The following is a 24,429-nucleotide window of genomic DNA, read 5'->3' on the forward strand; positions in this document are numbered from 1 at the left end:
GGTCCGCCACTTTTTTGTGCGGTGGGACGGCTAGAGCAGACCCTTGGTGTGCCAGACGGTCTTCGTTTCGGTGAAGAACGTGATCCGGTCGATCGAGGGGGCTCCGGCGTCGGGCCCGGTCTCGGGTGGGAGCACCCGTTTCAGGGTTTCGGCCGCGGCGATCTGCAGGTCCACCCAGTCCAGGTTCTCGGCACCGAGCAGGTCCAGGGCGTTGACGTCGGCGTGGGAGGCCAGCCAGGGGGCGATCTCGGCGGGGGAACCGCTGAGGATGTTCACGACGCCGGCGGGCACGTCGGAGGTGGCAAGGACTTCCCCGAGGCTCAGGGCCGCCAGCGGTGCACGCTCGTTGCCCAGCACCACCACGGTGTTCCCGCTGACCAGCACCGGCGCGACGGCGCGGACAAACCCGAGCAGCGAACCGGGTCCCTGGGGTGCGATGACCGCGACGACGCCGGTGGGCTCGGGAGTGGACAGGTTGAAGTACGGGCCCGACACCGGGTTCGCATTACCTGCCACCTGCACGTATTTGTCGGCCCAGCCGGCGTACCAGACCCACAGGTCGATGGCTTCATCGACCTGTGCGACCGCCGCCGTATCGGAGACCCCTTCGGATGCGGCGATTTCCTCGGCGAACTGCGCCCGGCGCCCGTCCAGGACCTCCACGATCCGGTACAGCACCTGGCCGCGGTTGTACCCGGAGGTTCCGGCCCAGCCGCTCACGGCAGCGCGGGCGGCGGTGACGGCGTCGCGCGCGTCCTTGCGAGATCCCTTGGCGGCGTTGACCGTGTTCAACATGGGGCCACCCTTCCTGGTTGCTACCTCATACACCCGACCCGATTCGCTGCGGACGAACTTGCCGCCAATGTAAAGCTTGTATGTCTTGGGTACGCCTAGCCGTGCAGCGCTCATTTGGAGCCTCCCAGGGGGGTCTTGTTCATGATGGCTGAGACGACCGATGACTTGGGCCCAGCCGCGGGGGCCAGATAGGCGCCGAGTCCGTGGCGGCCGCCTTCCCTGCCGTACCCGGATTCCTTGTAGCCGCCGAACGGCGACGCGGGGTCGAACTTGTTGAACGTGTTGGCCCAGACCACCCCGGCACGCAACTTGTCGGCGACCGCGAGGACCCGGCTGCCCTTGTCCGACCAGATCCCTGCCGAGAGACCGTACGGGGTGTTGTTGGCCTTCGCAATCGCCTCCGTCGGGGTGCGGAACGTCAGGACCGAGAGCACTGGTCCGAAGATCTCGTCCCGGGCGATGCGGTGGCTGGTGGACACGTTCGTGAAAATCGTGGGCGGGAACCAGAAGCCCTGCTGCGGCAGGTTACTCGCCGGGCTCCACCGGGTGGCGCCCTCCTGCTCGCCGATGTCGGAGAGCTCACGCATCCGGCCCAGCTGGGACGCCGAGTTAATGGCACCAATGTCAGTGTTCTTATCCAGCGGATCCCCTACCCGCAGGGTGGACAAGCGCTCCTTGAGACGTTCGACGACTTCGTCATGCACCGATTCCTGCACCAGCAGGCGTGATCCGGCGCAGCAGACTTGCCCCTGGTTGAAGAAGATCCCGTTGACGATGCCTTCGATGGCCTGGTCGATCGGGGCGTCATCGAACACGATGTTCGCGCCCTTGCCGCCGAGTTCGAGGGTGAGCTTCTTGCCGGTCCCGGCAGTCGAACGGGCAATGGACCGGCCGACGGCGGTGGACCCCGTGAACGCCACCTTGTTGACGTCCGGATGGTTCACCAGGGCCGAGCCGGTGGCCCCCGCGCCGGTGACAATGTTGACCACACCTGCCGGCAGGTCGGCCTGCTGCAGGATTTCGGCGAACAGCATGGCAGTCAGGGACGTGGTCTCGGCGGGTTTGAGGACCACGGTGTTGCCGGCGGCCAGGGCCGGGGCAATCTTCCATGCCAGCATCAGAAGCGGGAAGTTCCACGGGATCACCTGGGCTGCCACACCCAGCGAACGCGGGTTCGGGCCCAGCCCTGCATGGTCGAGTTTGTCGGCCCAGCCCGCATAGTAGAAGAACCACGCGGCCACCAGGGGAACGTCGACGTCGCGGCTTTCCTTGATCGGCTTGCCGTTGTCGAGGGTTTCGGCGACGGCCAGTTCACGGGAACGTTCCTGCACCAGCCGGGCAATACGGAACAGGTACTTCCCCCGGTCCGTGCCGGAGAGCTTCGACCAGGTCTTCTCGTAGGCCCGCCGGGCGGCAGCGACGGCGGTATCGACGTCGGCCTCGCTGGCGCACGAGATGGTGGTGATCTTCTGCTCGGTGGCCGGGGAGATGGTGGTGAAGGACTCACCGTTGCCGGGGACGAACTCACCGTTGATGAACAGGCCGTACTCGCTCTTGAGGTCCAGGATGGAGGTGGACTCCGGGGCCGGTGCGTACTCTAGAAAAGTCATGGGTAGTCCTTAGTCGATCGTGACGTAGGCAGGGCCGGAGTAGCTGCCGCTGGTGAGCTTCTGACGCTGCAGGAGCACGTCATTGAGCAGGCTTGAGGCGCCGAAGCGGAACAGGTCCGGCTCCAGCCATTCCTCTCCAACGGTCTCGGCGACGGTGACCAGGTACTTGATGGCGTCCTTGGACGTGCGGATCCCGCCAGCCGGCTTCACCCCGATCTTTTCGCCGGTCAGGCGGTGCCAGTCCCGGACCACTTCAAGCATGGACAGCGTCACCGGGAGGGTCGCCGCGGGGGCCACCTTGCCGGTGGAAGTCTTGATGAAGTCCCCGCCGGCCAGGATGGACAGCCACGAGGCACGCCGGATGTTGTCGTACGTATTCAGCTCACCGGTTTCCAGGATCACCTTCAGATGCGCGTACGAACCATCGGGGCGACGGCAGGCCTCCTTCACCGCAACGATCTCGTCGAAGACCAGACCATACCGGCCCGACAGGAAGGCGCCACGGTCAATGACCATGTCGATCTCGTCCGCACCCGCCGCGACCGCGTCCGCGGTGTCCGAGAGCTTCACCGACCGCGACGCGCGCCCGGACGGGAACGCCGTGGCAACAGCAGCCACATTGATACGGCCCGGGGCATCGGCGTCGTGGGCCCTCCCCAGCGCCTCGACCGCGTACGGCACCATGTCGCCATACACACACACCGCGGCCACCCGCGGGGTGGAGAGATCGCCGGCGTCGGGCACCAACGCCTTCGCGACAAGCGACCTGACCTTGCCAGGGGTGTCTGACCCTTCGAGAGTGGTCAGGTCGATCAGGGAAATGATCTTGTCCAGGGCCCAGGCCTTGGACGTCGTCTTGATTGACCGGGTCCCGAGGGCCGCCGCGCGCGCTTCCAGGCCCACCGCGTCAACGCCGGCAATGCCCTCCAGATAGCGTCGCAGGCTCTTCTCCGTCAGGTCCCCGCCGATCACTTCCAATGCACGTGACGCGGGAGCGATCGCGGTGCTCCCGGTGGCAGTAGTTTCCATCGTTGAGTGTTCTCCGTACTTTGATTCGGTGCCATGGCGGGACGGTTCCCTCAGCGAAGATCGTCCCCGCAGCAGCGCTGCTGACGGCTGGTTTCCAGGGGCTGTGGGACAGGAGGTCATACCCGTATGGTCGCGTCCGACTTTACCACCGCGCCCTGTCCGCGGCGATGCCCGCCAGCCTTGGTCGCCAGCTTGGTCGCCAGCCTGGTCGCCGGCCTTCCCGCTGGTACGCCTAATCGGTGAAGATCGCGTCCACCACATTCTGGGCCCAGGTGAGGATGTCGGCGTCGGCGAGGTCCCGCCCGCCCACCGGTGAGGATTTGGGCTTCGGAATCAGCGCGGCGTTCAGCGCCGGTTTCAGCGAGGCCCCCGGATACATGCGCTTGAGCCGCATCTCCTTCGATTCCGGCAGGACGGCCGGGGCGAACTTGATGAAGTTCCCCTGCAGCGCCACATCGGTCAGGCCCGCGGCACGCGCCGCCACCCGGAACCGGGCCACCGCAATGAGGTTGACCACCGGGGCGGGCGGCTCCCCGTATCTGTCGTTGAGTTCCTCCACCACCCCGTCGATTGCCTCGTCCGTCACAGCGGAAGCCAGCTTGCGGTAGGCCTCCAGGCGCAGCCGCTCCCCCGGCACGTAGTCGTGGGGCAGGTGGGCGTTGACGGGCAGCTCGATCTTCATCTCGGCCGTCTTCTCTTCGGCTTCACCGCGGAAGTCCGCAACCGCCTCCCCGACCAGCCTGATGTACAGATCGAAGCCAACACCCTGGATGTGGCCGGACTGTTCGCCGCCGAGCATGTTGCCAGCACCGCGGATCTCGAGGTCTTTCATGGCCAGCTGCATGCCGGCACCGAGTTCGTTGTGCGACGCGACGGCCTTCAACCGCTCCAGAGCCACCTCGCCGAGCGGCTTCTCTGACGGGTAAAGGAAGTAGGCGTAGGCCCGCTCCCGGCCGCGCCCCACCCTGCCGCGGAGCTGGTGCAACTGGGACAGGCCGTAGTTGTCGGCCCGGTCCACAATCAGCGTGTTCGCGTTGGAGATGTCCAGGCCGGTCTCAATGATGGTGGTGCACACCAGAACGTCGAAGCGTTTCTCCCAGAAGTCGACAATGATTTGTTCCAGGCGGGATTCGCTCATCTGGCCGTGCGCGACGGCGACGCGGGCCTCCGGCACCAGCTCTTTCAGGTGCGCTGCGGTCCGGTCGATTGAGGACACCCGGTTGTGGACGAAGAACACCTGGCCTTCGCGCATCAGCTCACGGCGCACCGCCGCCGACGTCTGCTTGTCGGTGTAGGGGCCCACATAGGTGAGTACCGGGTGGCGTTCCTCCGGCGGGGTGGCGAGGGTGGATGTTTCCCGGATGCCGGTCAGCGACATTTCGAGCGTCCTGGGGATCGGCGTCGCACTCATGGCGAGGACGTCCACGTTGGTGCGCATTTTCTTCAGCGCTTCCTTGTGCTCCACGCCAAAGCGCTGCTCCTCGTCAACGATCACCAGGCCCAGGTCCTTGAACCGCACCTGGTCCGAGAGCAGCCGGTGGGTGCCGATGACGACGTCGACGGCGCCCGTGCCGATCCCCTCAACCGTTTCCCTGGATTCCTTGGCACTCTGAAACCGGGACAGTGGTTTGACCCGCACCGGGAAGCCTGAGAACCGTTCGGAGAAGGTTTCGTTGTGCTGCTGCACCAGCAGCGTGGTGGGCACCAGGACCGCCACCTGCTTGCCGTCCTGGACGGCTTTGAACGCGGCCCGCACGGCGATCTCGGTTTTCCCGTAGCCGACGTCGCCGGAGACCAGACGGTCCATCGGCACTTCGCGTTCCATGTCGGCCTTGACCTCGTTGATGGTGGTCAGCTGGTCCGGGGTTTCGATGTACGGGAAGGCTTCTTCAAGCTCGCGCTGCCACGGGGTGTCGGTGGAAAAGGCGAAGCCGCGCGATGCCATCCGCGCCGAGTACAGCCGGATCAGCTCCCCGGCGATCTCCTTGACCGCCTTCCGGGCCTTGGACTTGGTGCTGGCCCAGTCGGAGCCACCCATCTTGCTGAGCGCCGGGGCGTCGCCGCCCACGTACCGGGTCACCTGGTCCAGCTGGTCGGTGGGGACAAACAGCCGGTCCCCGGGGGCACCACGTTTGGACGGCGCGTATTCGAGCAGCAGGTACTCGCGGATGGTCTTCGTGGGGCCGGCGCCGGTGGCGCGCTGCAGGAGTTCAACGAATCGGGCGACGCCGTGCTGTTCGTGCACCACGTAGTCGCCCTCGCGCAGCTGCAGGGGGTCGACGGCGTTGCGGCGTTTCGACGGCATCTTGCGCATGTCACGGGTGCCGGACGCGGTGGTCCTGCCCAACAGGTCCGCCTCGGTCAGCAGTCCGAGCTTGAGCGAGTCCAGCACGAAGCCGCGGCCGGCGGAGGCTGTGGTGATCTCGATGATGCCTGGCTGCGGCGGCGAATCGAGCGAGTCCACCCGGGCCGCCGGGATGTCATGGTCATGGAACAGTTCGGCCAGCCGTGCGGCGGGACCGGGGCCCTCGGTGGCGACCACCACCCGCCACTGGTCTCTGACCCGTTTGCCGAGGAAGTCCATCATTTCCGCCACATCGCCCTGGTAGCCGCGTGGCTCGCGTGCGTGCACGGTGAACGTGTCAATTTCGGGCAACAACTCCTGCAGCGAATCGTCGGAACCGAAGGATGTGATGGACCACCAGGCGACGGCGTTGGCCAGGGCCGCCGACCGGGTGTCGGTCAGCGACCTGAAGCTGGCGGTCTGGAGGTCGGCCCCCAGGGTGCCGCCCAGGTCCAGCGGCGCGGCGCCGCCGTCGGACGCTGTTGCCCAGGCCGCCTCAAGGAACTCCTCATTGGTCGCAGCGAGATCGTGGGCGCGGGTGCGCACCTTTTCCGGTTCGATCACGACGGCGATCGACCCGGCCGGGAGTTCGCCTACCAGCGGCACCATTGAGTCCACCAGGACCGGTGCCAGGGATTCCATCCCTTCGACCGCAATTCCGCCGGCAATTTTTTCCAGCATGGCTGCCGCCGCCGGCAGATCGGGCTTCAGGAGGGCGGCCCGGGACATCACCGATGGGGTGATGAGGATTTCGCGGCAGGGCGGCGCGAACAACGCGGCCGGGCTGCCGTCTTCCTCCCGCACCAGTGACCGCTGGTCGGCGACGGCGAACCAGCGCATCGCCTCCACCTCGTCGCCGAAGAACTCGACCCGGATGGGGTGGTCCTCGGTGGGCGGGAACACATCGATGATGCCGCCGCGGACGGCGAACTCGCCGCGGTGGGTGACCATGTCCACCCGGGCATAGGCTGCGTCGGAGAGCGCCCTGACCACGTCGGTGAACGCCGCGTCCTGTCCGACGGTCAGGGTGACGGGCAACAGTTCGCCGAGACCAGCGACCAGTGGCTGCACCACAGCCCGGATGGGAGCGACCATGATCCGTACGGGTTGACCCTCGGGATGGGCGAGGCGGCGCAGCACCGAGAGTCGACGACCAACGGTGTCGGATCGGGGTGACAACCGTTCATGCGGCAGGGTTTCCCAACTGGGGAACTCCTCAATGTCCGACGCCGGCAGGTAGCTCCTGAGCGCGGCCGCCAGGTCCTCCGCTTCCCGGCCGGTCGCTGTCACTGCCAGGACCACTGGTGACCGGGCGTCGTCGCCGGCTGGCCTGGAGTCAACCGACGCCTCGAGTCCATCCACCATCTCGGCGAGGAGGGCAGCCCGCAGCCCTGCGGGCGCACCGATCTGCAGGTCGGTGTTTCGCTCGCTGCTGCCGTGTGATGCGTTCATCCGCACCCGGGCGAAGGACGTGTCCTCGATCAGTGCGGCGCGCAGTCCGTTCAGGCTCAAAGGTTCTCCTACAGGATCCGTCAGTTCCAGCAAATATTCGGTCATAAAGTTTCAGGTGCTGGGGACTCCCAGGTCGGTCCTACCCAGCACAAAAGCCCGAAATTCTGTCGAATTCCGGGGATACCCCAAGCCTACCCTGCGGGCCGACCGTGGCGCCCGATCAGGCCTTAGGATAGGTGGGACGCAAAACGCCTTTCAACTTCGGAGGATCCTTGGCACTGAACGCCTCAACCACCCTGCCCTACGACGCTGCCACAGTGACCGGAGTCTTCACCGACGAGGCCTTCCTGAAGCATGTCAGCGAGCACGTCGGCGGCACCCTGAAATCAGTGACGGTCGACGGTGACACAGCGGCTGCCTTCACCCTGACCGCTGTCCGCACCCTCCCCACGAAGCGGCTCCCGGAGATGGCGCGTAAGTTTGTCGGCGACAGCCTTACCGTCACGCAGACCGAACAGTGGGCAGCGCCCCTGCCCGATGGGTCACGTGTTGCCAAGATCACCATGACCGTCGCCGGCGTTCCGCTCACCGTCGACGCCGAGCAGCGCCTCGTCGCCGTCGACGCGGCCACCCGGGTGGAGCTGACCGGCACCGTGAGCTCTTCGATTCCATTCATGGGAGCGAAGATCGCCTCGGCGGCAGAGCCGATGATCGGTAAAGCCCTTAACCTTCAGGCCTCCGAAGCCAGCAAATGGCTTGAACGCCGCTAGGCAGAGAAGGAAAAACCCGTGTCACTCCCCACCCCTTTAGCCCTGATTCTCATTCTTAGCGGCGTCTGGACCTTGATCGTCTGGCCACCCTTCCTCCGGCGAATCTTCAAGGACCCCCGTTCGAAAGACGAGCGGGGAGCCCCGACCCGTTTCCTCAAGGTCCATTTCATGCTGATCAGCACCTCAATGATCCTGGGCCTTGCCACCCTGGTGATCGGCATCCGCACCCTGGTTAGCTAAGCAGTTGGATAGGTCGAAAAGTGAGCAATAACCAGGAACCTCAACCCCCCAAACAGGTCCTCGGGCGGTCGAGCTATCCCGAGTACCAGCGCATCAGTGAGATTCTCCGCAAGGAAACCGTTGGCGGCATCCTGTTGCTCATTGCAGCAGTCGTGGCACTGGTCTGGGCCAACTCCCCAGCATCAGCCAGCTACTTCGCAATCCGGGACTTCGAGTTCGGCTATGAGCCGTGGCACCTTCGGCTGAGCGTTGGCGCGTGGGCCGCAGACGGTCTACTCGCGATCTTCTTCTTTCTGGTGGGTCTCGAGCTTAAGCGCGAGTTTGTCGCGGGAGACCTCAGAAAGTTCAGCCGGGCCGTGGTTCCGGTGACCGCCGCTGCCGGTGGCGTCCTGGTACCGGCCCTCTTCTACGTGGCGATCAACCTGTCCTCCCCCGAGTCGCTCAGGGGGTGGGCTATCCCCACGGCCACCGATATTGCGTTCGCCCTGGCGGTGCTGGCGGTAATCAGTTCCCACCTCCCCAGTGCGTTGCGGGTCTTTCTGCTTACCCTCGCCGTGGTCGATGACCTGATGGCGATCGGGATTATTGCGTTCTTCTACTCAGACGACGTGGAGTTCACCTACCTGCTGTTCATGCTGGTCCCGCTGGCCCTGTTTGGTTTCCTGGCCCAGAAGAACCCCAAGTATTTCGGCCGACACACCCCCGCCGCCTGGCTGATCCTCCTGCCGATCGGTGTGGCAACGTGGATCCTGATGCATGCCTCCGGAGTCCATGCGACCGTTGCCGGCGTCCTGCTGGGGTTCCTGGTTCCAGTGCTGCGTAAGACCAAGGACGGCACCATCAAACTGCCGCGCCCCAACAAACCTGGGCTCGCGGAGATTTTTGAACACCGGTTCCGTCCACTGTCCACCGGCTTTGCGGTGCCCGTATTCGCTTTCTTCTCTGCCGGAGTCGCCGTCGGAGGGCCCGAAGGGTTGATGTCAGCGATCGGGGACACGGTGACGCTGGGGATCGTTGCCGGGCTGGTGCTGGGTAAACCGGTCGGCATCCTGTTGACCACGTTCGCCCTGACCAAAACCACCCGGGCGAACCTCGACCCCGACCTGCGGTGGATTGACCTGCTCGGCGTCGGGTTGCTCGCTGGGGTGGGCTTCACGGTGTCGCTCCTGGTCAACGACCTGAGCTTCGAGCAGGGATCAGAGCACAACGATCACGCGAAGGTGGCCATCCTGGGCGCCTCGGTGATTGCTGCGCTGGCCGCCTCGGTGATCCTTCGCAGCCGGAACAAGCACTACCGCCGGGTCGTGGAAGCCGAACAAATCGACGCCAACGACGACGGCGTCCCCGACCTGTTCGAGGACCGGAACCGCCAGTAGCCGTTACCGGTTCGCTGCGAGCAGCGCCTCTTCGAGCGCCACCCAGGCCAGCATCGCGCACTTGACGCGGGCCGGATAGCGGGAGACTCCGGCGAGGGCTGCCGCGTCCCCAAGCACTTCCTCGTTGGGTGTGACCCGTCCGCGCGAGCGCATGACGGTCCTGAACTCGTCCACCAGATCCATCACCTCGTCGCGGCCCAGACCCTGCATCAAATCGGTCATGACCGAGGCCGAGGACATGGAGATGGCGCAGCCGGCGCCGTCCCAACTGACGCTGGTCAACACACCGTTCGCGAGGATGGCTCGCAGGGTAATCTCATCTCCGCATACCGGGTTCAGCTGGTGGGACTCTCCGAGGGTCCCGACGCCGTCGTGCTCCAACAGCCCGGCACCGTGCCGCTCCTTGGCATGATCAAGGATGATCTGTTGATAGAGCTGCTGCAGGTCATCGGACATTATTTGACTCCAAAGAACGGGCGCACACCGGCGACGGCTGCCAGGAAGGCATCCACTTCATCGCTGGTGTTGTAGAGGTAGGTGCTGGCGCGGGTGGTCGCGGTCAGGCCGAGCCGACGGTGCAACGGCTGGGCGCAGTGGTGCCCCACCCGCACGGCGATGCCCTGATGATCCAGGTACTGGCCGACGTCGTGGGCGTGGACGCCGTCGACGTCGAACGCCGCCAACCCAATCCGTTGCACACCCGCGGCCGGTCCGAGGACCCTGATCCCGGGCAGCTGGCTCAGTCCGTCGACCAGTTGTTTGCCGAGTGTCTCTTCCCATTGTTGGATGCGCTGCATGCCAGTTTCGGTAAGGTAGTTTGCCGCCGCCGCCAGGGCGATGGCCTGGGAGATCCGCTGGGTGCCGGCTTCGAACCGTGCAGGTGCGGGAAGGTATTCGGCCCGTTCCATGGTGACCGTGGTGATCATGGATCCCCCGGTCAGGAAGGGGGGCATCGCGTTGAGCAGTTCGGCTCGCCCGTAGAGGGCGCCGATCCCGGTGGGACCCAGCATCTTGTGCCCGGAGAAGGCCATGAAATCGATGTCGAGCGCGTGCACGTCGACCGGCAGGTGCGGCACCGACTGGCACGCGTCGAGGACGGTCAGCGCCCCATGCTGCTGCGCCAGGGCCACCAGCTCCGCGACGGGGTTGATGGTGCCCAATACGTTGGAGGCGTGGGTAAAGGCGACGATTGCGGTGGCCTGATTGATGATGGTCGCCGCCTCGTCCAGGCGAAGCGCGCCGTCGTCGTCAACCGGGATGTACCGGAGCGTGGCACCGGTGCGGGCTGCCAACTCCTGCCACGGAATGAGGTTGGCGTGATGCTCCATCTCGGTGACAACAATTTCGTCGCCTGGACCGATGACGAAGCGCGCAGCCGCGGATCCGCCACGGCCCGCCGAGGCATTCGAGAAAGAGTAGGCCACCAGGTTGATGGCCTCAGTGGCGTTGGAGGTCCAGACGATCTCGTCCACCGCCGCGCCAACGAAAGCCGCGATGGTGTCACGGGCAGCCTCGAAGGCGTCGGTGGCGTCAACTGCGAGGGAGTGGGCTCCCCTGTGGACCGCCGCATTGCGCTGCTCGTAGAATTCCTGCTCAGCCTCGAGCACGGTGATCGGGTTTTGCGAGGTCGCACCCGTATCCAGGTAGATCAGTGGCCGAGAATTGACCTGGGTGTCCAGAATGGGGAAATCGTTGCGGATCCGCCTCACCTCGGTGTCGGTCAACGGGTGGTGCGGAGCTGACGGAATGGACAAGCGGGCCCTCCTCGGTTGTTGCTGGGCTCATTCACTCTACGCCCGACAGCACACTACCGAAGATCTTCTGAACGTCTTGCAGGGAAAATTCTAATATGCACCGACCGGCCGAATCATGACCTTAAAGGTACGCCACATAATCATGAAGTCCCCCGTCACCGACCAGTTCTCTACGTAGTAGAGGTCCAGACGAACACTCTCGGCCCAGTCGAGATCGGACCGTCCGCTGATCTGCCACAGGCCTGTCAGACCCGGCTTAATGAGAAGACGTCGATGTGTATGTCCATCGTAACCGGACACTTCGCTCGCCAAGGGTGGCCGTGGCCCAACCAGGGCCATATCCCCTCTGAGGACGTTGTAAAGCTGTGGGAGCTCATCTATTGAGTACTTGCGCAACCACCCGCCAACCTTAGTAACCCGCGGGTCATGGCGCATCTTGAAAAGCACGCCATTTCCTTCGTTGCGATCCCGTAGCGCGGCAAGATCCGCTTCAGCTGTGACTACCATCGAACGAAACTTGTACATGGGAAACCGGCCCGATCCCCGTCCCACTCGTTCTTGCTTGAAGAAAACCGGGCCAGGGCTATCGCGACGAATCAGCAGCGCAACCACGATAAAAACGGGTGCCAGTACGATGAGAGCGAGCCCGGATAGGACCACGTCCATCAAGCGCTTAACGACGTGACGCCCACCTGTGAACTGGGGCATCTCAACATGCATGAGCGGCAATCCCTCCACCGGCCTCATCTGAATCCGGGGACCAGCTACGTTAGTCAAGGTTGAAGCGAGAACCAGCTCTGTGGAGGAGCGTTCCAGCCTCCAGCCGAGTTCTCGGATATATTTGCTTCCCTTGTGCAGATGCCCAGCAACAATAACGGCGTCAGCCCCAGTCTTTGCGACTGAGTGCTCGACGTTACTCAATCCGTAGACAACCGGAACAAACCGATCGCCAGCCAGAACAGTATGTGAACGGCTTTTGCCTTCCAGGACTGCCCCTACCACTTCGTAGACCGCCCCGGTCTTCTTCGATAACTGCTTGACTACGTACTGGACATCGTCGTTGCGCCCTACCACGACAACTTTGGAAAGAAACATGCCATATTGACGCTGACGGGTCAGCCATTTTCGCCAGATCCAACGACTGCCCAATAGTCCTAGTAACCCGGCAGGAAAGGTAACGAGTAGGTAGTAACGAAAATTGTCACCTCCTGAGAGGATCACGACGACAGCCATCCAGCTGAAGGTGGCAGCGCTCGCCTGGACAACTCGCTTGTACTCGGCTGCACCAACTCCAATTAACCGTGGATCCCGAGTCCGGAACATCGACATCATGACCAGCCATCCGATGCTGACAGCGATGGCAAACGTGATGGTCTGCGTATAGGCCGAATCGCTGGATGTGGCTTTTAGAATCCAATCGGTACTCAGGAGGACCGTGGCTACGATGGTGACTGTGTCGGTAACACGAAGCGATAGTTGGTAGCGCCGGCGCCACGGCAAGCCAGAGACCGTTGCCGGACGAACTCGTCGCCCCCGAGTTGATGAGGGAAATGGAAAACTTAGCGTTTGCCCTTTAGCCTGGAACATCTCACGCCGCCGTCGAGTATCGGGGGCTGACACGCCAAACCCGATTGGTACAAGGAGCCGACGACGGCTGGGGACGAGCCTTGGTCTCAGAAGGCTCCGACGCCGCCGGCTCCGCTTGTAGGGGACGTGAACCAAGATGACAGCCAACTTCCGTCCGTCGATCTTGCGCCCACGTCCAGAGGGGAACCAGCGGCCCATCCCAGGCCTGGATTCCGTTGAATGAAGACAGGAAAAAGTTTGCTCTTCGACATGGCCTGCGGCCGACACCGCGGGTTGAGGCTATAAACATGGTGAGACCCGATTCGTAAATGCCAGAGGTTTGCTTTCGATGGCAAGCCTATGAATCGGCCACGAACCGAACACGAGTGGCTTCTACCTGAGTTCGCTCGGGGGAGACTACTCGTAAGGGGATCTTTTCAGAAGGTGTTACTTGCCGCGAGCGGATGCCGTACGCAGCACGCCGCAGTGATCACGTAGTAACAGCTACGTTGGGTCCACATCCCGGAGATCCTCGCGCCGGCTGATGCCTAGTTTTGCAAAGATCCTGTAGAGGTGCCCCTCAACCGTGCGCACCGATACTCCCTGTTGCTCAGCAATGTCGCGGTTGGAGTGCCCCCGGGAGGCTAGGGTGACGATGTCGCGCTCGCGTTCCGTCAGCTTCGTCGCTGACTGAGACTCAGAGAATTGGGGCCTTTGTAATCCTTCAAGCTTTTCGATTAGCTCGTTCAAAGGAGACTGCAGGGCACGTGCCCGTTGCCCCGCCCCATTATGAGCGAGTATGTTAATCGCCGTTCCGTAGCATTCGGCCGCGATGAGCGGGTAGTCCGCGTTCTTGGCTTTCACTGCTGCTGACTCCAGAGCGGCAGCTTCCTTTGCCCGCATCGCCGCGGCCATAGAATTCACAACTGCGCCGTCAACACCTTCAAAAACGGAGGTAATCTCGTCAAGCGAGGGGAGGGACGCTGTGTCGCCGAGCCGGACTGCGAGTTCCAATGCCGAGGCCGCCAAAGCTTTCATGCCCGAATTACTTGCATAGTGAGCAATCCTGCGAAGTTCAGCGATGCTTCCCGCCGCACCCTTGAACCTCGCCTCAGCGCCCACCACGTAGATCTGTCCTAGGAGTCGAGACTGAAGGGGACCATAAGCTGGCAGGGCGGCGAACTCACTCGCATACTGTTGAGCGCCAGCACTATCGCCCGCCATTGCGCATGCATAGGCTGCCATTCCGGTCGATATCGTCATAAGCTGCGCAACGTCCGACTCCCTGAAACCCTCAACAGCGAGTATTAGCCGCTTGCGTGCTGTCCGCATTTTGCCCTGGCGCAAGGCAACGACCCCTTCAAAGTATTCGAGCATCCCCCCGAAGAGCATCATCCCGCCATCGGTGGGCTGCGAGTGATCCGCCAGTAGGGTTCCAACTTCCTTCCATGATCCCGCCCGGACTAGCGACATTCCGTGCCGGGTAATCACGAATTCTTGGTGACGCAAGAATCGGTGACCGTGCTCCGCAATGATTGCCAAAGCTTCAGCGGTCGCAGCAGCGCCCGCTAGGGCTCGCCCGGTCGCCCCAAATACCTCTCCTAAGAGAGCGAGCGCCGCAAGGCGAGTCTCATCGGTTCCTTCCGGATGATCTCGAACCTCAAGAAGATACTTCTCTGACTCCTGGTACTGACCATCCAGATTCATCACGAAGCACGTCAGTATGCGGCATCCGAGCCTGGAGCGCCGCAAGGATCGATCCGAAACGCCGACCTGCTGCTGCTCGATTCGGTCGATAGTCTCGGCCCATCGATCTGCATCACGTCGGATCTCAGCAGAGTTGCTTCTGGACCGCATCCGCAGGTCTATTGAAAGCAATGTCGCTTCCTTTGCGATCCGCAGGCTTACGCAGTTCTGCAGGGTTTCGTCTATCAGCTCGCGTGCGTAAGTGAAGTCGCCCCTAGTCATCCGGGCATGGGCAATTTCGATGAGCGCGCGTGATCTGAGTTCGGGAGCCTGGACTTCCCGGGCTGCTCGAAGCGCAAAGGCGGGATCGTACAATCGGTTGGCAACGATTGCAGCCCTCAGTAGGGTGGCATCGTCGATGCTGGCGCCACAGTCAAGGCCCCACGAAACCCAGCGAAGAAACCCTTCGATTGACCCTGTCTGATACTCCGAAAGCGTCAGGAGGCGTCTCCGAATAGCTATACTTCGTCCAATCGGCACAAGAGCCCGTATTACTTCGCCATACAAAGGGTGAGCTAGGGCGACCCCTTTGTCGGTTCCTTCCGAAAAGGCCACCAGCTGGTCCCTGGCTAAGGCATCGATGGCTTCGGGATCGCAACTCGTCCGCAGAATGCCGAGCGCTACGGGTTCAGCCAGCGCTACGGTTTCGAGTACCTCCAGCTCGGCCGGAGTGCGCCCGCGCAACTGTCCCCGGATGAGGTCAGTAAGTCGAAGGTCAATCTCAGGACGCTCACCCGCCAGACACCAAACTCCATTTCGCTCGACGAGAAACTTCGCACGTGTATCCGAGTGGAGCAAAGCCAGCAAGAACATGGGATTGCCCTCTGAGGTCTTGCTGAGGAGAGCAGTCACGCTTGAAAGAATCTGATCCCCTAGCTCCCTCACGCAAAGCTCATGGATCTCTTGGAAATTCAACGGACCAAGGTCATATCGATGCAAAATATTGTCGTGCCAGAGCGCGAGGAACTCAGACGGCGGTCCTGGCGTTGGTCGGGCGAGCACTAGGGCCCGAGCCCTTCGAGTGGCGATGAGCTGGGTGAGTAGGACGCTTGTACTATCGTCGAGGTCGTGTGCATCGTCTACAACGAACAGCGGCGCCGGAGTCCCGGGCTTTTGCTGCCCTAAGTGCTTAGTGAGTGCACGGTAGATCGCGATGGGCGACCCCGCGTCCGCCACTGACAGGTCCGTTAAATACGGTGCAATTGCACCATAAGGAACCTTTTTCAAAGATGGCTGAGCCCCGATGCGAATAACGGTCGCCTCATCGGCCAGAGCATCGACGATGGCCCTGGACAGGGCAGTTTTACCTAGTCCTGGCTCGCCAACCACCAGGGCGCCATAAAGATGGGCTTCGGATAACTGCTCAAGGATTTGAGCGACCAAGACTTGTCTCCCAACCAAATGAGTTGGAGGGGAGCGTATATCTTCAGCTGTCTCAGACCTACGCAAGGATCATCTTCAGCTGGCTACGGTTCGACACACCCAATTTGGCATATACCTGATAAATGTGTCCTTCGACCGTTCGGATGGACAAGGTGAGTATCGAAGCTATCTGCCGGTTGGTCGATCCCTCGGCGACGAGTAGTGCTATGCCTCGCTCTCTCTCGGTTAGGCTTTCAAGCGCCCGTTGGCGTAACTCCCCACTTCCGCGCCCGAGCGATCGGAGTACATCGTCCGCGGCGACAGCGGCCGCCCTATCTCCTTCCGATGCGCTGCCTGCAGTCAGTCTCTGCACGAGGGAAGCAGCATCGACAGCCAACCGGAGGTTACCAACTCCGGCGGCCATCTGGGCTGCTCTGAGCATCTGGTCCGCGTCTCCTGATGCTATTCCTTTTCCGTACAGCGCGCAGGTAGCTGCGTAGGCACCTTGGCTGTCCATCCCGCTCGTGGCTAGCCGCTCAGCCACATCGTCCAGTCCGAGCTGGACTGCCTGGCAGAGAAAAAATAGCTCGTGTCCCAAGTTTCCTTCAGCCCTATCCTCGTCTGCTAGCTCGAGCATGTCTTGGGCCGCGTGGAGGGGGTCGCGGGTCGCAGTTGACGCCAGAACGGCAAAGTACCGAGTCGCCCGGCTGGTATGCCAGTCATACCGGCGAGATTCTAAGTCCACCTCCTTGAGGTGGGACATCGATGATTTCACATCCCCAGTGAGGGAGTACGAGTATGCAGTCGCGGCTTCCGCAAGAGACAGGAAATCCTGGTGATCACGAATCCTAAGCTGGCTGACGGCTGGAAGGAGCTTAGCGAGTGCGTCATCACCCCGGCCGGCGTAGGCGTAGAGACACCCTTCTGCTAGCTCGAGAGAGGTCCCATCAAAGATCCCGGCAAGTGATCCTTGCGTATGTTCACTCAGCATTGATAGACACTGTTCCCATTCGCCGGAAATCAGCATGACTGAAAACAGCCGTGCCCAGGCGGACTCTGCGAGTAGCGGGTCTTCGTCGGTGTCGGATAATCGCAGCACCACTAGGCGACTGAGTTGAACAGCGTCTTCCTGGCGACCTGTCATACTCAGTGCCTCTGCCAGCCAGCCACAGAACTGATGACGCACAGCTGGATCCATCGCTTCGCCCTGCTTGAGTAGCTCATCCAGGGGCTCAATCATCGATGTGTACCTGCCGTTGTACGCCCTCAACTCGGCGTCGAGTAACTCGATTTCGACCAACAATCCGTCCGAACCCCCGTGGTCGGCTTGTTCTTCCTGCACCCGCTCGCGAACCAAGTGGAGAATGCTATCCACTTGCGTGTGACGATCAGGATTCTTAGTGAGGAGTCGACACCTGAGCATTTGGATGCCGACCCACTCATGCAACGAACTGTTCTGTGCATACCCATCATTTTTGTCAAGAATGGCCAGCGCTCGATCAGTCTCGCCCTGTATCCCGTATGCACGTGCTTCTTCTGTGACTTCCGATGCGCCCTTCAATTCTTCTGGAACAGCCTTCAAGAACCGAAGTGCACTATCCGTGTCGTAATAGCGGTTCGCTAACCGTGCGGCGTCAATCGCTAACTTCGGAGCGATGTCCATCGAGCATTCCAGGCACCAAGCCGCATAATTCATCCGGCTTAACGCTGGCATCGGCAAGCTGAGTGAGGAAGCTGCGAGTTGGTGAAGAAGGTCCCGGCTCCGGCCGAGTGGAACCTGTCGTCGAATCACGTCGCCGATCAAACCAACAGCGATTCGAACCATCGGCCGCTGCGTATGATCGATCTGGAAGACCCCTGTTTCGACGAGTGCATCCAACTCGGCCTCGCCCGAGAATTCATCGAGAAGTTCCAGCGGGATCACGCCGACGATTGAGACGATTTCTGCTGTTTTTCGCTGATTTGGGGTCAACCGATCGAGACTGGTGGAGATCCGTTCGGTGATAATACGACCAGGATCCGGCGTCTTCCGGGAGCCTGACACCCAGATGCCGTCTTGGGTGGTGATGTAGCCAGATTCGACTTGCTCCCGGGCGATGGCCTGCAGGAATAGCGGATTGCCGCCACTGGCATGCCACATATCCAGGACAACGGATCGGGACACCGATCCAGGAAGCCCTGCGGTGAGTAATCGATTGGAGTCAGCAAGGGACAACGGTTTGACATCGACCCGGTGAATAAGATCGTCTTTCCAGAGGTCGCTAAAATCGTCGGGTGCGGCCTGAAGGTGTTGACAAATGAGGAGCACTTTGGCGGCTCCGGCCCGAACAAGGTGTGCTATCGCCATCGCAGAGGCGCTGTCTAGATCCTCTAAGTTATCAACAAGTATAAGTGTCTGCTTGCCAGCTATCCGTTTTGAAAACAGATCCCGCAAACTCTTCAGGAGGATCAGAGGGTTGTCGACGGCCTCATCGTCCAGCTCCGTGAGAACAAAATTGAGCGCTCCATACTGCATACCCGAGGTGAGTGCACTCCCCCTGATGTAGAGAAGCTCATAGTCCTCATCGACCTCGCGGGCCACCTTCTGCGCCAGAACCGTTTTGCCTATTCCAGCCTGACCCGTCAATATCGCACCGCGACAGTCTGATCTGCGCACGGCTTCCCGCAGTTTGTCCAACTCTTCATCCCGGCCAATAATCGGCCAGTCTCCTTGCACCGCAAACATAGCGCCCCACTACATGGTGCAGGTCGGCACGGCGAGTCGTCCCAGCCCGGCAGTTCCGAGGAAGCGGCTGTCTCCCGCCTCCAGGTCTTACGGTGATGTAGAGAACGTCCCTACGCCGACCGCATTAGACCATAACGATACGCTGGATCGATGAATAAGGCACTAAAAAGGATGACATATCTCTCAGCCACCTGCCGGAACAACTATCTGTCGCATGCTGTGGTTATCAAGGTGGGGCCGACGACGGGCTGGGGTCAGCCCGGTCTCAGGAGGCTGTCCGCCGCCGGCCCGACCGTGGGTCCACCACCGCAGGCGAACGGTATTTCGCCAGCGCGCCCTGCTTTGGGAGACTACTGAAGCGTAATTAAACGACCGGTGACCACACACGGGTAGGAGCTACTCGTATTACGGGCCGCGATTACTTCAAGGCGGAACAGCGTTACGCGCCTACTATTTGGGCGTAACTCCTGCAGAAACGAATCCCCGCATCAGTTCGTCACGACCGCTGATACCAAGCTTCAAATAAACCCGGTAAAGATGCCCCTCTACTGTCCGGGGAGACACCGTGAGGCTGTGCGCTATCTCGCTTGTAGCAGCCCCTTCTGCAGCGAGGGCGGCGATCTCCTTTTCGCGCCGGGTTAGCGCGACCCGGGCCATTGCGTTGTCACTAATCGCAGCTGTGCGGACATCCCCGAGCGTGTGACCCAGCCCGCGCAATCGCTGTAATACAGCGTGTTGGGCCCTCCACTTCCCCAGACGGTTATAGCAGACGGCCGCCCTGGCGAGACATTCAGCACCTAGCAGCAGCAGACCACTGTCTAGCGCCCGATCACTAGCTGCGGTGAATCGAGCTGGATCGTTTGATTCGGCCACCTCAGCCATAATGTAAGCAGCTTCAGAGCCGATTCCGTCAATGCGCTCAGAGACAGTTCGAAATCGCTGCTGCGGCACTGGATGCTGCAACAAAAAAAGAATCTCAAGAATCTCGGCTTCAGCGTGGACTAATCCGAGGGACCGGGCTTGATCGGCCCGTGCCACCACGACCGATAAATCAGGCGCATTCACGGCGGGCCACGACCGTGCAACTGTCACATAGGCATTGGAGACCAGCCGCCGGGGTAGGTCTCCTTGGTAGGGGAGCGCATCTAAATCGTGTGCATAGGAGGTGGACTTGTCCAGCCTGCCGACAAGTCCCCAAGCAAAAGCGGCAGTACCGAGCGCCAGTGGCAGCACCAATTCTGGATCGGAATATCGCAACACTTCGATTCCATCGGCCAGTAGTTCACACCCAGCTCTTACTCGCCCGCGTCGAACCTCCATCATTCCTTCGATAGCCGTCATTTCCCCGCCAAAGTATTGAACCTGTTTCGGAGCGTTCTGCTCATGCCATTGCAGTAATTGGGCGACTGCTGCGTCGTCTCTGATCTGCACCGACAGCACACCCTGTCGGGTGATGATAGCCCGATAGTGATCAGCCATCAGTCCTCCGGGCCTTGTCTCCGAAACTGCTCGCCACACAGTTCCACTAACATCGGATGCGCGCCCTGTGATCGCCGACAATTCCCCAAGTAGCACCCGGGCAAAACCGCTAGCGAGAGTCTCCGGTGAGTGTTCCTCAACTATTTGCCGAAGCCCCGAAATGGCGGCGGCATAATCCCCTGCGAGGCTGAATGCTAAATTCTTCAAGACCGCAGAGCCCCGCTCGAGGTGAAAGAACTGTTCTGGAGGCAGTCGATGTCCGGCTTTAGTCCACCTTCCCGCTATGGCCAGGAGACCATCAGGCCCTCCCCCACCTCGCAGGTAAATCTGTGCCTCGGTGACCGCCGCCGCACAAAGGGCGTACACATCTGTTGCGCTTTCGATCAGGCCAGAAACTTCGGACGCTGCGGCTTCAATGTCGGCAAGGCCCAACAGGCTCCGCGCGTTTTCTACCCGAGCAGCAATGGCGAATTGACGTGAGGTTACTGCCGCAGAAAAACGTTCAGCAAGGCCGGGCGCATAACCGTTGTTCGCCTGCCGTGCCGCTTCTAGCAAATCGTGATCGTCAACGGAGTAGCCAAGTTCCAACTTGAATGTAACGAGGGTACTGGCGCAGACGGCCTCCAATTCACTCTGACCCACCACCGATTCTTGGAGCCATCGAATGATCTGGACACGCCTGCCCGGTGGCATGAGGCTTGTAATAACTTCTCCATACAACTTTGGTGCGACTGTTATGCAACTCTTGGCGCCGCCATGATGGTTTGAGTAGGCCAGAAGATTGAGCTGAAACGCTCCGTCCATCGCAACCGCGTCCAGAATTTTCCCAGCAAGGGCCACGGGCATGCATCCCACCGATGCAACCGCTTCCACCACCTGGCGTTCGGCCGGGCTACATTCGTTGAGGATATTCTTCACACGATCAAGAAGCACATCACCTAAAGACTCCGGGGTAGAGGAGATTAACCAGACACCGTTTGTCTCAACCAAGGCCCCAGCGCTGATGAAGTGGGAGATGAGCGCCCTGGCAAGGTAGGGGCGCCCTTGAGACCAGTCAAAAATCAAAGCTACAGTGCCTGCACTGACTGTGCCTCCAAGCTGCTGCTGACAGAGTCGAGCGGTCTGATCACGGCTAAGTGCCGCGAGGTCAACCCGCTTGACTAGTCCATCCCGCCAAAGCTCATGAAGTTCTATGGGTTTGTCCCCGGGTTCATCGGAAACTGCTAGCAGCCGAATTTCCCCGGCAACCGCAAGCTGTCCTAGTAGGTGACCGCTATCCTCATCTAGGTGGTGGGCATTCCTCAGGACGACCAACACCGGCAGCCGAAGATCGCTAGCTGCGGTTGTCCGAAGACCCGATTTGATGAGGCGGAGTACTGAAAGGGGCGAGCCTACATCGGATAGATACTGACCCCCGATCACCGGCGCCAGCGCACCATAGGGAACGCATCTAAGGGTTGAATCGGCGTAAACGGTAACCGATAAGGTTTTCGACTTCAACCGATCCAGCACGGAGTCTACAACTGCCGTTTTACCGATGCCCGAGGGGCCACAGACCAAAACACCACCAATGGTCGGGTTCATAATGCTCGCCGAAATCTCCTCAACCTCCCTTTCGCGACCAATAAGCCCGCCAGGTTCGGCCTGAATGCTCATTGTGTGGTTACCTCGCTGAGTGCAACTTTGGCTAGCAACTCTGACTTCGTCCGGACGTGCAGTTTTGTGTAGACACGATATAAATGCCCTTCGACGGTGCGGACGCTGACCCCCAAAGTTGTTGCAAGATCCCGGTTGGTAGTGCCCTCCACCATTGCTTTCACAACTTCTAATTCGCGCGTCGTTAGGGATGCTAGCTGTCGGCGTGCCCCTAGAGCTGTACTGGTCGATCCAATAATCCCGCGCACCCGGTCAGCGACATGTGCCCTAAGCCCGGCACATTCCGACTGATCAGCGAGCTGAGTCGCTGCTGCGGCGGCGTCACGGGCAAATGGCAGGTCACCATTTGTCCGGGCTATGCCCATTGCCTCCAACACCAGATCGGGGTCTTCCGTCTCGACCCCCTTGGCATACAGCGCGCAAAGAGATGCGTAGCGCCCCTGGCAGGTCACTCCCAGTTTCATAACCGACCGTGCCACACTCTGGTCCCCGAGCCTCAGTACGTGGGACAACGTCAGCAGTTGCCAGAAAGAGTTTCCCCGCTCTCCGTCTTCTTCAATGAGGGCCTTCAATGCAAGTGCAGCTCTATCAGCGGAAACAATGCCCTGCAAAGCCAATGCGGCAAAGTGCTTGGTTAGTCTTCGCACTATCCACGGCACCTTATTGGACGGATTAGAGGCCGCCAGTAAATATCGTTCTGCGCGCTCTGGGGAATCTTCCGAGGTAATCCAGGCTAAGGCTGCAGCGACCAGCGGAGTTACCCCACCAGGATCAGATATTTGAAGCTGGGACAGAGCCGGAGTCAAGAAACTTTCAGCCTCAATGGGACGGCCTCCAACAGCGTGGACCAAACCCTCGACGATTTCTTCATACGTTCCGGTGCTTCGTCCCGCCCCACCGAGGTGTCGCCCCGCCACCTCGAGCATCGCCGTCATGTCTCCACTCACTGCTTCCAGCGTTGCCAACGTGACGGCAATTCGTGCCAACTGCGGCCGGCCGTCTGAAAGGCGAGAAGGGGCAAAAGCCTTCGCTGTCTCTCTTGCCTCATCCTCTCGGCCGGTGAAAGCTAAGGCTTCACACATCAGAATGGATACCTGAAGACGCTCGCCTCGATCAATTGCATAAGGATCAAACGTCGGCGACGTCAACTCGTCGATAGTCCGACGATAATCGCCGTCGTAAGCTGCTCGATACGCGCGGTTCAAGTGTCCCGCGGACGCGAGATCATTCTCTGTCCGGGCAGACAATGGGTCCCAACCGATTGTCTGTTCTGCCCACCGCAGATCGACCCGGCTAGCTCTCCCGAGGAGGGCATCCCTGAGCAGGGGGCCAGTGACCGAGACGACAGCCCGATGATCCCTCTCGATCGACACCATCTTCAGTTCGTGAAGTGCATCCAGATCACCTAATTGATCTGCCGCAACTGCGGCCAGGGGAGTAGCCTCGGCCGCCGCTAGGCCATCAAGCAGCTGCTGCTGCGACGGTTCGAGAGCTGCAATCTGGTCCATCACTATGCGGGCCGATGCCGGACCCAGATCCACCTCGGCAGCAGTCAGCACCCAAACTCCACTGACACAGCGCAGCGCACCCGAGGAGAGGTAGTCGTCTACTAGTGCGTTCAGAAGCCGGGGGTTTCCTCCACTCTGCCGATGAAGAAAAAGCGAGGCCGCCCGACACACCACTCCCCCTAAAGCGGACTTCATATCGGCGGCCACATCTTGTTGAGTCATCGATGCCAGATTGACCTGAGCAAGAGTTTGCTTCCGACAAAGATCCTGGAAACAAACTGGCGCTTTTGAAAGATTATCGCAGGCGGCGAGTAGCCGAATTGATCCCGTTTGAGCCAACTGCCCCAGCACGGTTGCAGAACCCTCATCAAGAAGCTCAGAGTCGTCGACCACAATAATTTTGGGGAGACCTAACGCACGCTCTTCGAGTAACTGGGTCAGGCCGGTGATTACCCGTACTGGGTGCTCCAGAATGTTGACGGGCAAGTCGGCAAGTAGTACGCGCAAGGCGCCGTAGCGCAATTGGGTATCGTGGTTCGAGCCACGTAAATGAATAATGCAAGTACTCGATCGCAAACGGTCAATCACCGATCGCAGTACTGTCGTCTTGCCGCTTCCGGCCTCACCCACGATAATCACCCCAGGAGGGCCGGATTCATTAACCAACTGGTCGCATACTGAATCCGCGAGCTGTCTGCGGATCCCCGCCGTTGGCGGCTGAACCTGTCCTGCACCAGAAACCATATTCGTCGGGGGACAGCCCGGTGATGATAGGGGGGTTTGGTAAACATACGTATTAAGGTCGAAACTCATGGAGAGACCAGCCCTTCGCGTTCCCAGCGTGTGAAGTACTGATCACCATAGGATCCTTGCTGATCGCGCGCATGAGTAGCGACTACTCGATTTTCCGAGCGGCATCACGCAACGACTACTCGGATCCTTAGCCCCGATTACACGCCGAATCGGCACCTCGGCTTCATGGGCCTGGCAGGAGAAGTTCCAGGGCAACAAAAAGGG

The 24,429-nt window shown here is 61.0% G+C and carries 14 protein-coding genes; 3 read left to right on the forward strand and 11 right to left on the reverse strand.

What is annotated here, in order from left to right; genetic code table 11:
- Positions 1 to 30 precede the first annotated feature (30 nt).
- The 4 genes from K728_RS0117760 to mfd all read right to left on the reverse strand — a co-directional run bounded on the left by K728_RS0117760 (position 31) and on the right by mfd (position 7,335).
- Entirely contained in the window at positions 31 to 909 is an 879-nt protein-coding gene (locus K728_RS0117760; protein ID WP_024477520.1) for an aldehyde dehydrogenase family protein, read from the reverse strand.
- Complete coding sequence (locus tag K728_RS0117765; RefSeq protein ID WP_024477521.1) at positions 906 to 2,405, reverse strand: aldehyde dehydrogenase family protein; 1,500 nt, start codon at positions 2,403 to 2,405, stop codon at positions 906 to 908. Before K728_RS0117765 ends, K728_RS0117760 begins: the two co-directional genes overlap by 4 nt.
- A gap of 9 nt (positions 2,406 to 2,414) precedes the next feature.
- Complete coding sequence (gene deoC, locus K728_RS0117770) at positions 2,415 to 3,434, reverse strand: deoxyribose-phosphate aldolase (RefSeq protein ID WP_019483603.1); 1,020 nt, start codon at positions 3,432 to 3,434, stop codon at positions 2,415 to 2,417.
- Between the two features lie 232 nt (positions 3,435 to 3,666).
- Entirely contained in the window at positions 3,667 to 7,335 is a 3,669-nt protein-coding gene (gene mfd / locus K728_RS0117775) for a transcription-repair coupling factor (protein WP_019483604.1), read from the reverse strand.
- Positions 7,336 to 7,502: 167 nt separating this feature from the next.
- Here mfd and K728_RS0117780 point away from each other — a divergent pair, with 167 nt between their 5' ends.
- From K728_RS0117780 to nhaA, 3 genes are read left to right on the forward strand one after another with little or no spacing between them, the layout of a single operon-like run.
- Complete coding sequence (locus tag K728_RS0117780) at positions 7,503 to 8,000, forward strand: DUF2505 domain-containing protein (protein ID WP_024477523.1); 498 nt, start codon at positions 7,503 to 7,505, stop codon at positions 7,998 to 8,000.
- Between the two features lie 18 nt (positions 8,001 to 8,018).
- Positions 8,019 to 8,240: an SCO4848 family membrane protein gene (locus tag K728_RS0117785; protein ID WP_019483606.1), complete on the forward strand. Its 222-nt coding sequence runs from the start codon at positions 8,019 to 8,021 to the stop codon at positions 8,238 to 8,240.
- Between the two features lie 20 nt (positions 8,241 to 8,260).
- Positions 8,261 to 9,616 carry a Na+/H+ antiporter NhaA gene (nhaA, locus tag K728_RS0117790; RefSeq protein WP_019483607.1) on the forward strand — a complete coding sequence of 452 codons (1,356 nt, stop codon included), beginning with the start codon at positions 8,261 to 8,263 and terminating at the stop codon, positions 9,614 to 9,616.
- Between the two features lie 3 nt (positions 9,617 to 9,619).
- On the opposite strand, the gene sufU is transcribed toward nhaA, so the two are convergent.
- From sufU to K728_RS0117825, 7 genes are all read right to left on the reverse strand, one after another.
- Complete coding sequence (gene sufU / locus K728_RS0117795) at positions 9,620 to 10,072, reverse strand: Fe-S cluster assembly sulfur transfer protein SufU (protein WP_019483608.1); 453 nt, start codon at positions 10,070 to 10,072, stop codon at positions 9,620 to 9,622.
- Positions 10,072 to 11,370, reverse strand: coding sequence for a SufS family cysteine desulfurase (locus K728_RS0117800; protein WP_024477524.1), 1,299 nt, complete (start codon positions 11,368 to 11,370; stop codon positions 10,072 to 10,074). Before K728_RS0117800 ends, sufU begins: the two co-directional genes overlap by 1 nt.
- 90 nt (positions 11,371 to 11,460) lie before the next feature.
- Positions 11,461 to 12,957 (reverse strand): sugar transferase, encoded by a 1,497-nt coding sequence (locus K728_RS0117805; protein WP_084442942.1) that lies wholly within the window; start codon positions 12,955 to 12,957, stop codon positions 11,461 to 11,463.
- A 483-nt stretch (positions 12,958 to 13,440) separates the two neighbouring features.
- Positions 13,441 to 16,131 carry a LuxR C-terminal-related transcriptional regulator gene (locus tag K728_RS0117810; RefSeq protein WP_443111017.1) on the reverse strand — a complete coding sequence of 897 codons (2,691 nt, stop codon included), beginning with the start codon at positions 16,129 to 16,131 and terminating at the stop codon, positions 13,441 to 13,443.
- Positions 16,124 to 18,769, reverse strand: coding sequence for a LuxR C-terminal-related transcriptional regulator (locus K728_RS0117815; RefSeq protein WP_024477527.1), 2,646 nt, complete (start codon positions 18,767 to 18,769; stop codon positions 16,124 to 16,126). Before K728_RS0117815 ends, K728_RS0117810 begins: the two co-directional genes overlap by 8 nt.
- A 450-nt stretch (positions 18,770 to 19,219) precedes the next feature.
- Positions 19,220 to 21,904, reverse strand: a complete 2,685-nt coding sequence (locus K728_RS0117820) for a helix-turn-helix transcriptional regulator (protein ID WP_024477528.1) — start codon at positions 21,902 to 21,904, stop codon at positions 19,220 to 19,222.
- Complete coding sequence (locus K728_RS0117825) at positions 21,901 to 24,225, reverse strand: helix-turn-helix transcriptional regulator (protein WP_084442943.1); 2,325 nt, start codon at positions 24,223 to 24,225, stop codon at positions 21,901 to 21,903. Before K728_RS0117825 ends, K728_RS0117820 begins: the two co-directional genes overlap by 4 nt.
- Between the last annotated feature and the right edge of the window lie 204 nt (positions 24,226 to 24,429).

Source organism: Arthrobacter sp. CAL618, from assembly GCF_000468215.1.
Taxonomy (GTDB): domain Bacteria; phylum Actinomycetota; class Actinomycetes; order Actinomycetales; family Micrococcaceae; genus Arthrobacter_D.

Coding starts and splice junctions, on each gene's coding strand:
- mfd (WP_019483604.1), bottom strand. CDS start 7,335: ATGACCGAATATTTGCTGGAACTGACGGATCCTGTAGGAGAACCTTTG.
- K728_RS0117760 (WP_024477520.1), bottom strand. CDS start 909: ATGAGCGCTGCACGGCTAGGCGTACCCAAGACATACAAGCTTTACATT.
- K728_RS0117805 (WP_084442942.1), bottom strand. CDS start 12,957: ATGTTCCAGGCTAAAGGGCAAACGCTAAGTTTTCCATTTCCCTCATCA.
- K728_RS0117765 (WP_024477521.1), bottom strand. CDS start 2,405: ATGACTTTTCTAGAGTACGCACCGGCCCCGGAGTCCACCTCCATCCTG.
- K728_RS0117815 (WP_024477527.1), bottom strand. CDS start 18,769: ATGTTTGCGGTGCAAGGAGACTGGCCGATTATTGGCCGGGATGAAGAG.
- K728_RS0117820 (WP_024477528.1), bottom strand. CDS start 21,904: ATGAGCATTCAGGCCGAACCTGGCGGGCTTATTGGTCGCGAAAGGGAG.
- K728_RS0117825 (WP_084442943.1), bottom strand. CDS start 24,225: ATGAGTTTCGACCTTAATACGTATGTTTACCAAACCCCCCTATCATCA.
- deoC (WP_019483603.1), bottom strand. CDS start 3,434: ATGGAAACTACTGCCACCGGGAGCACCGCGATCGCTCCCGCGTCACGT.
- sufU (WP_019483608.1), bottom strand. CDS start 10,072: ATGTCCGATGACCTGCAGCAGCTCTATCAACAGATCATCCTTGATCAT.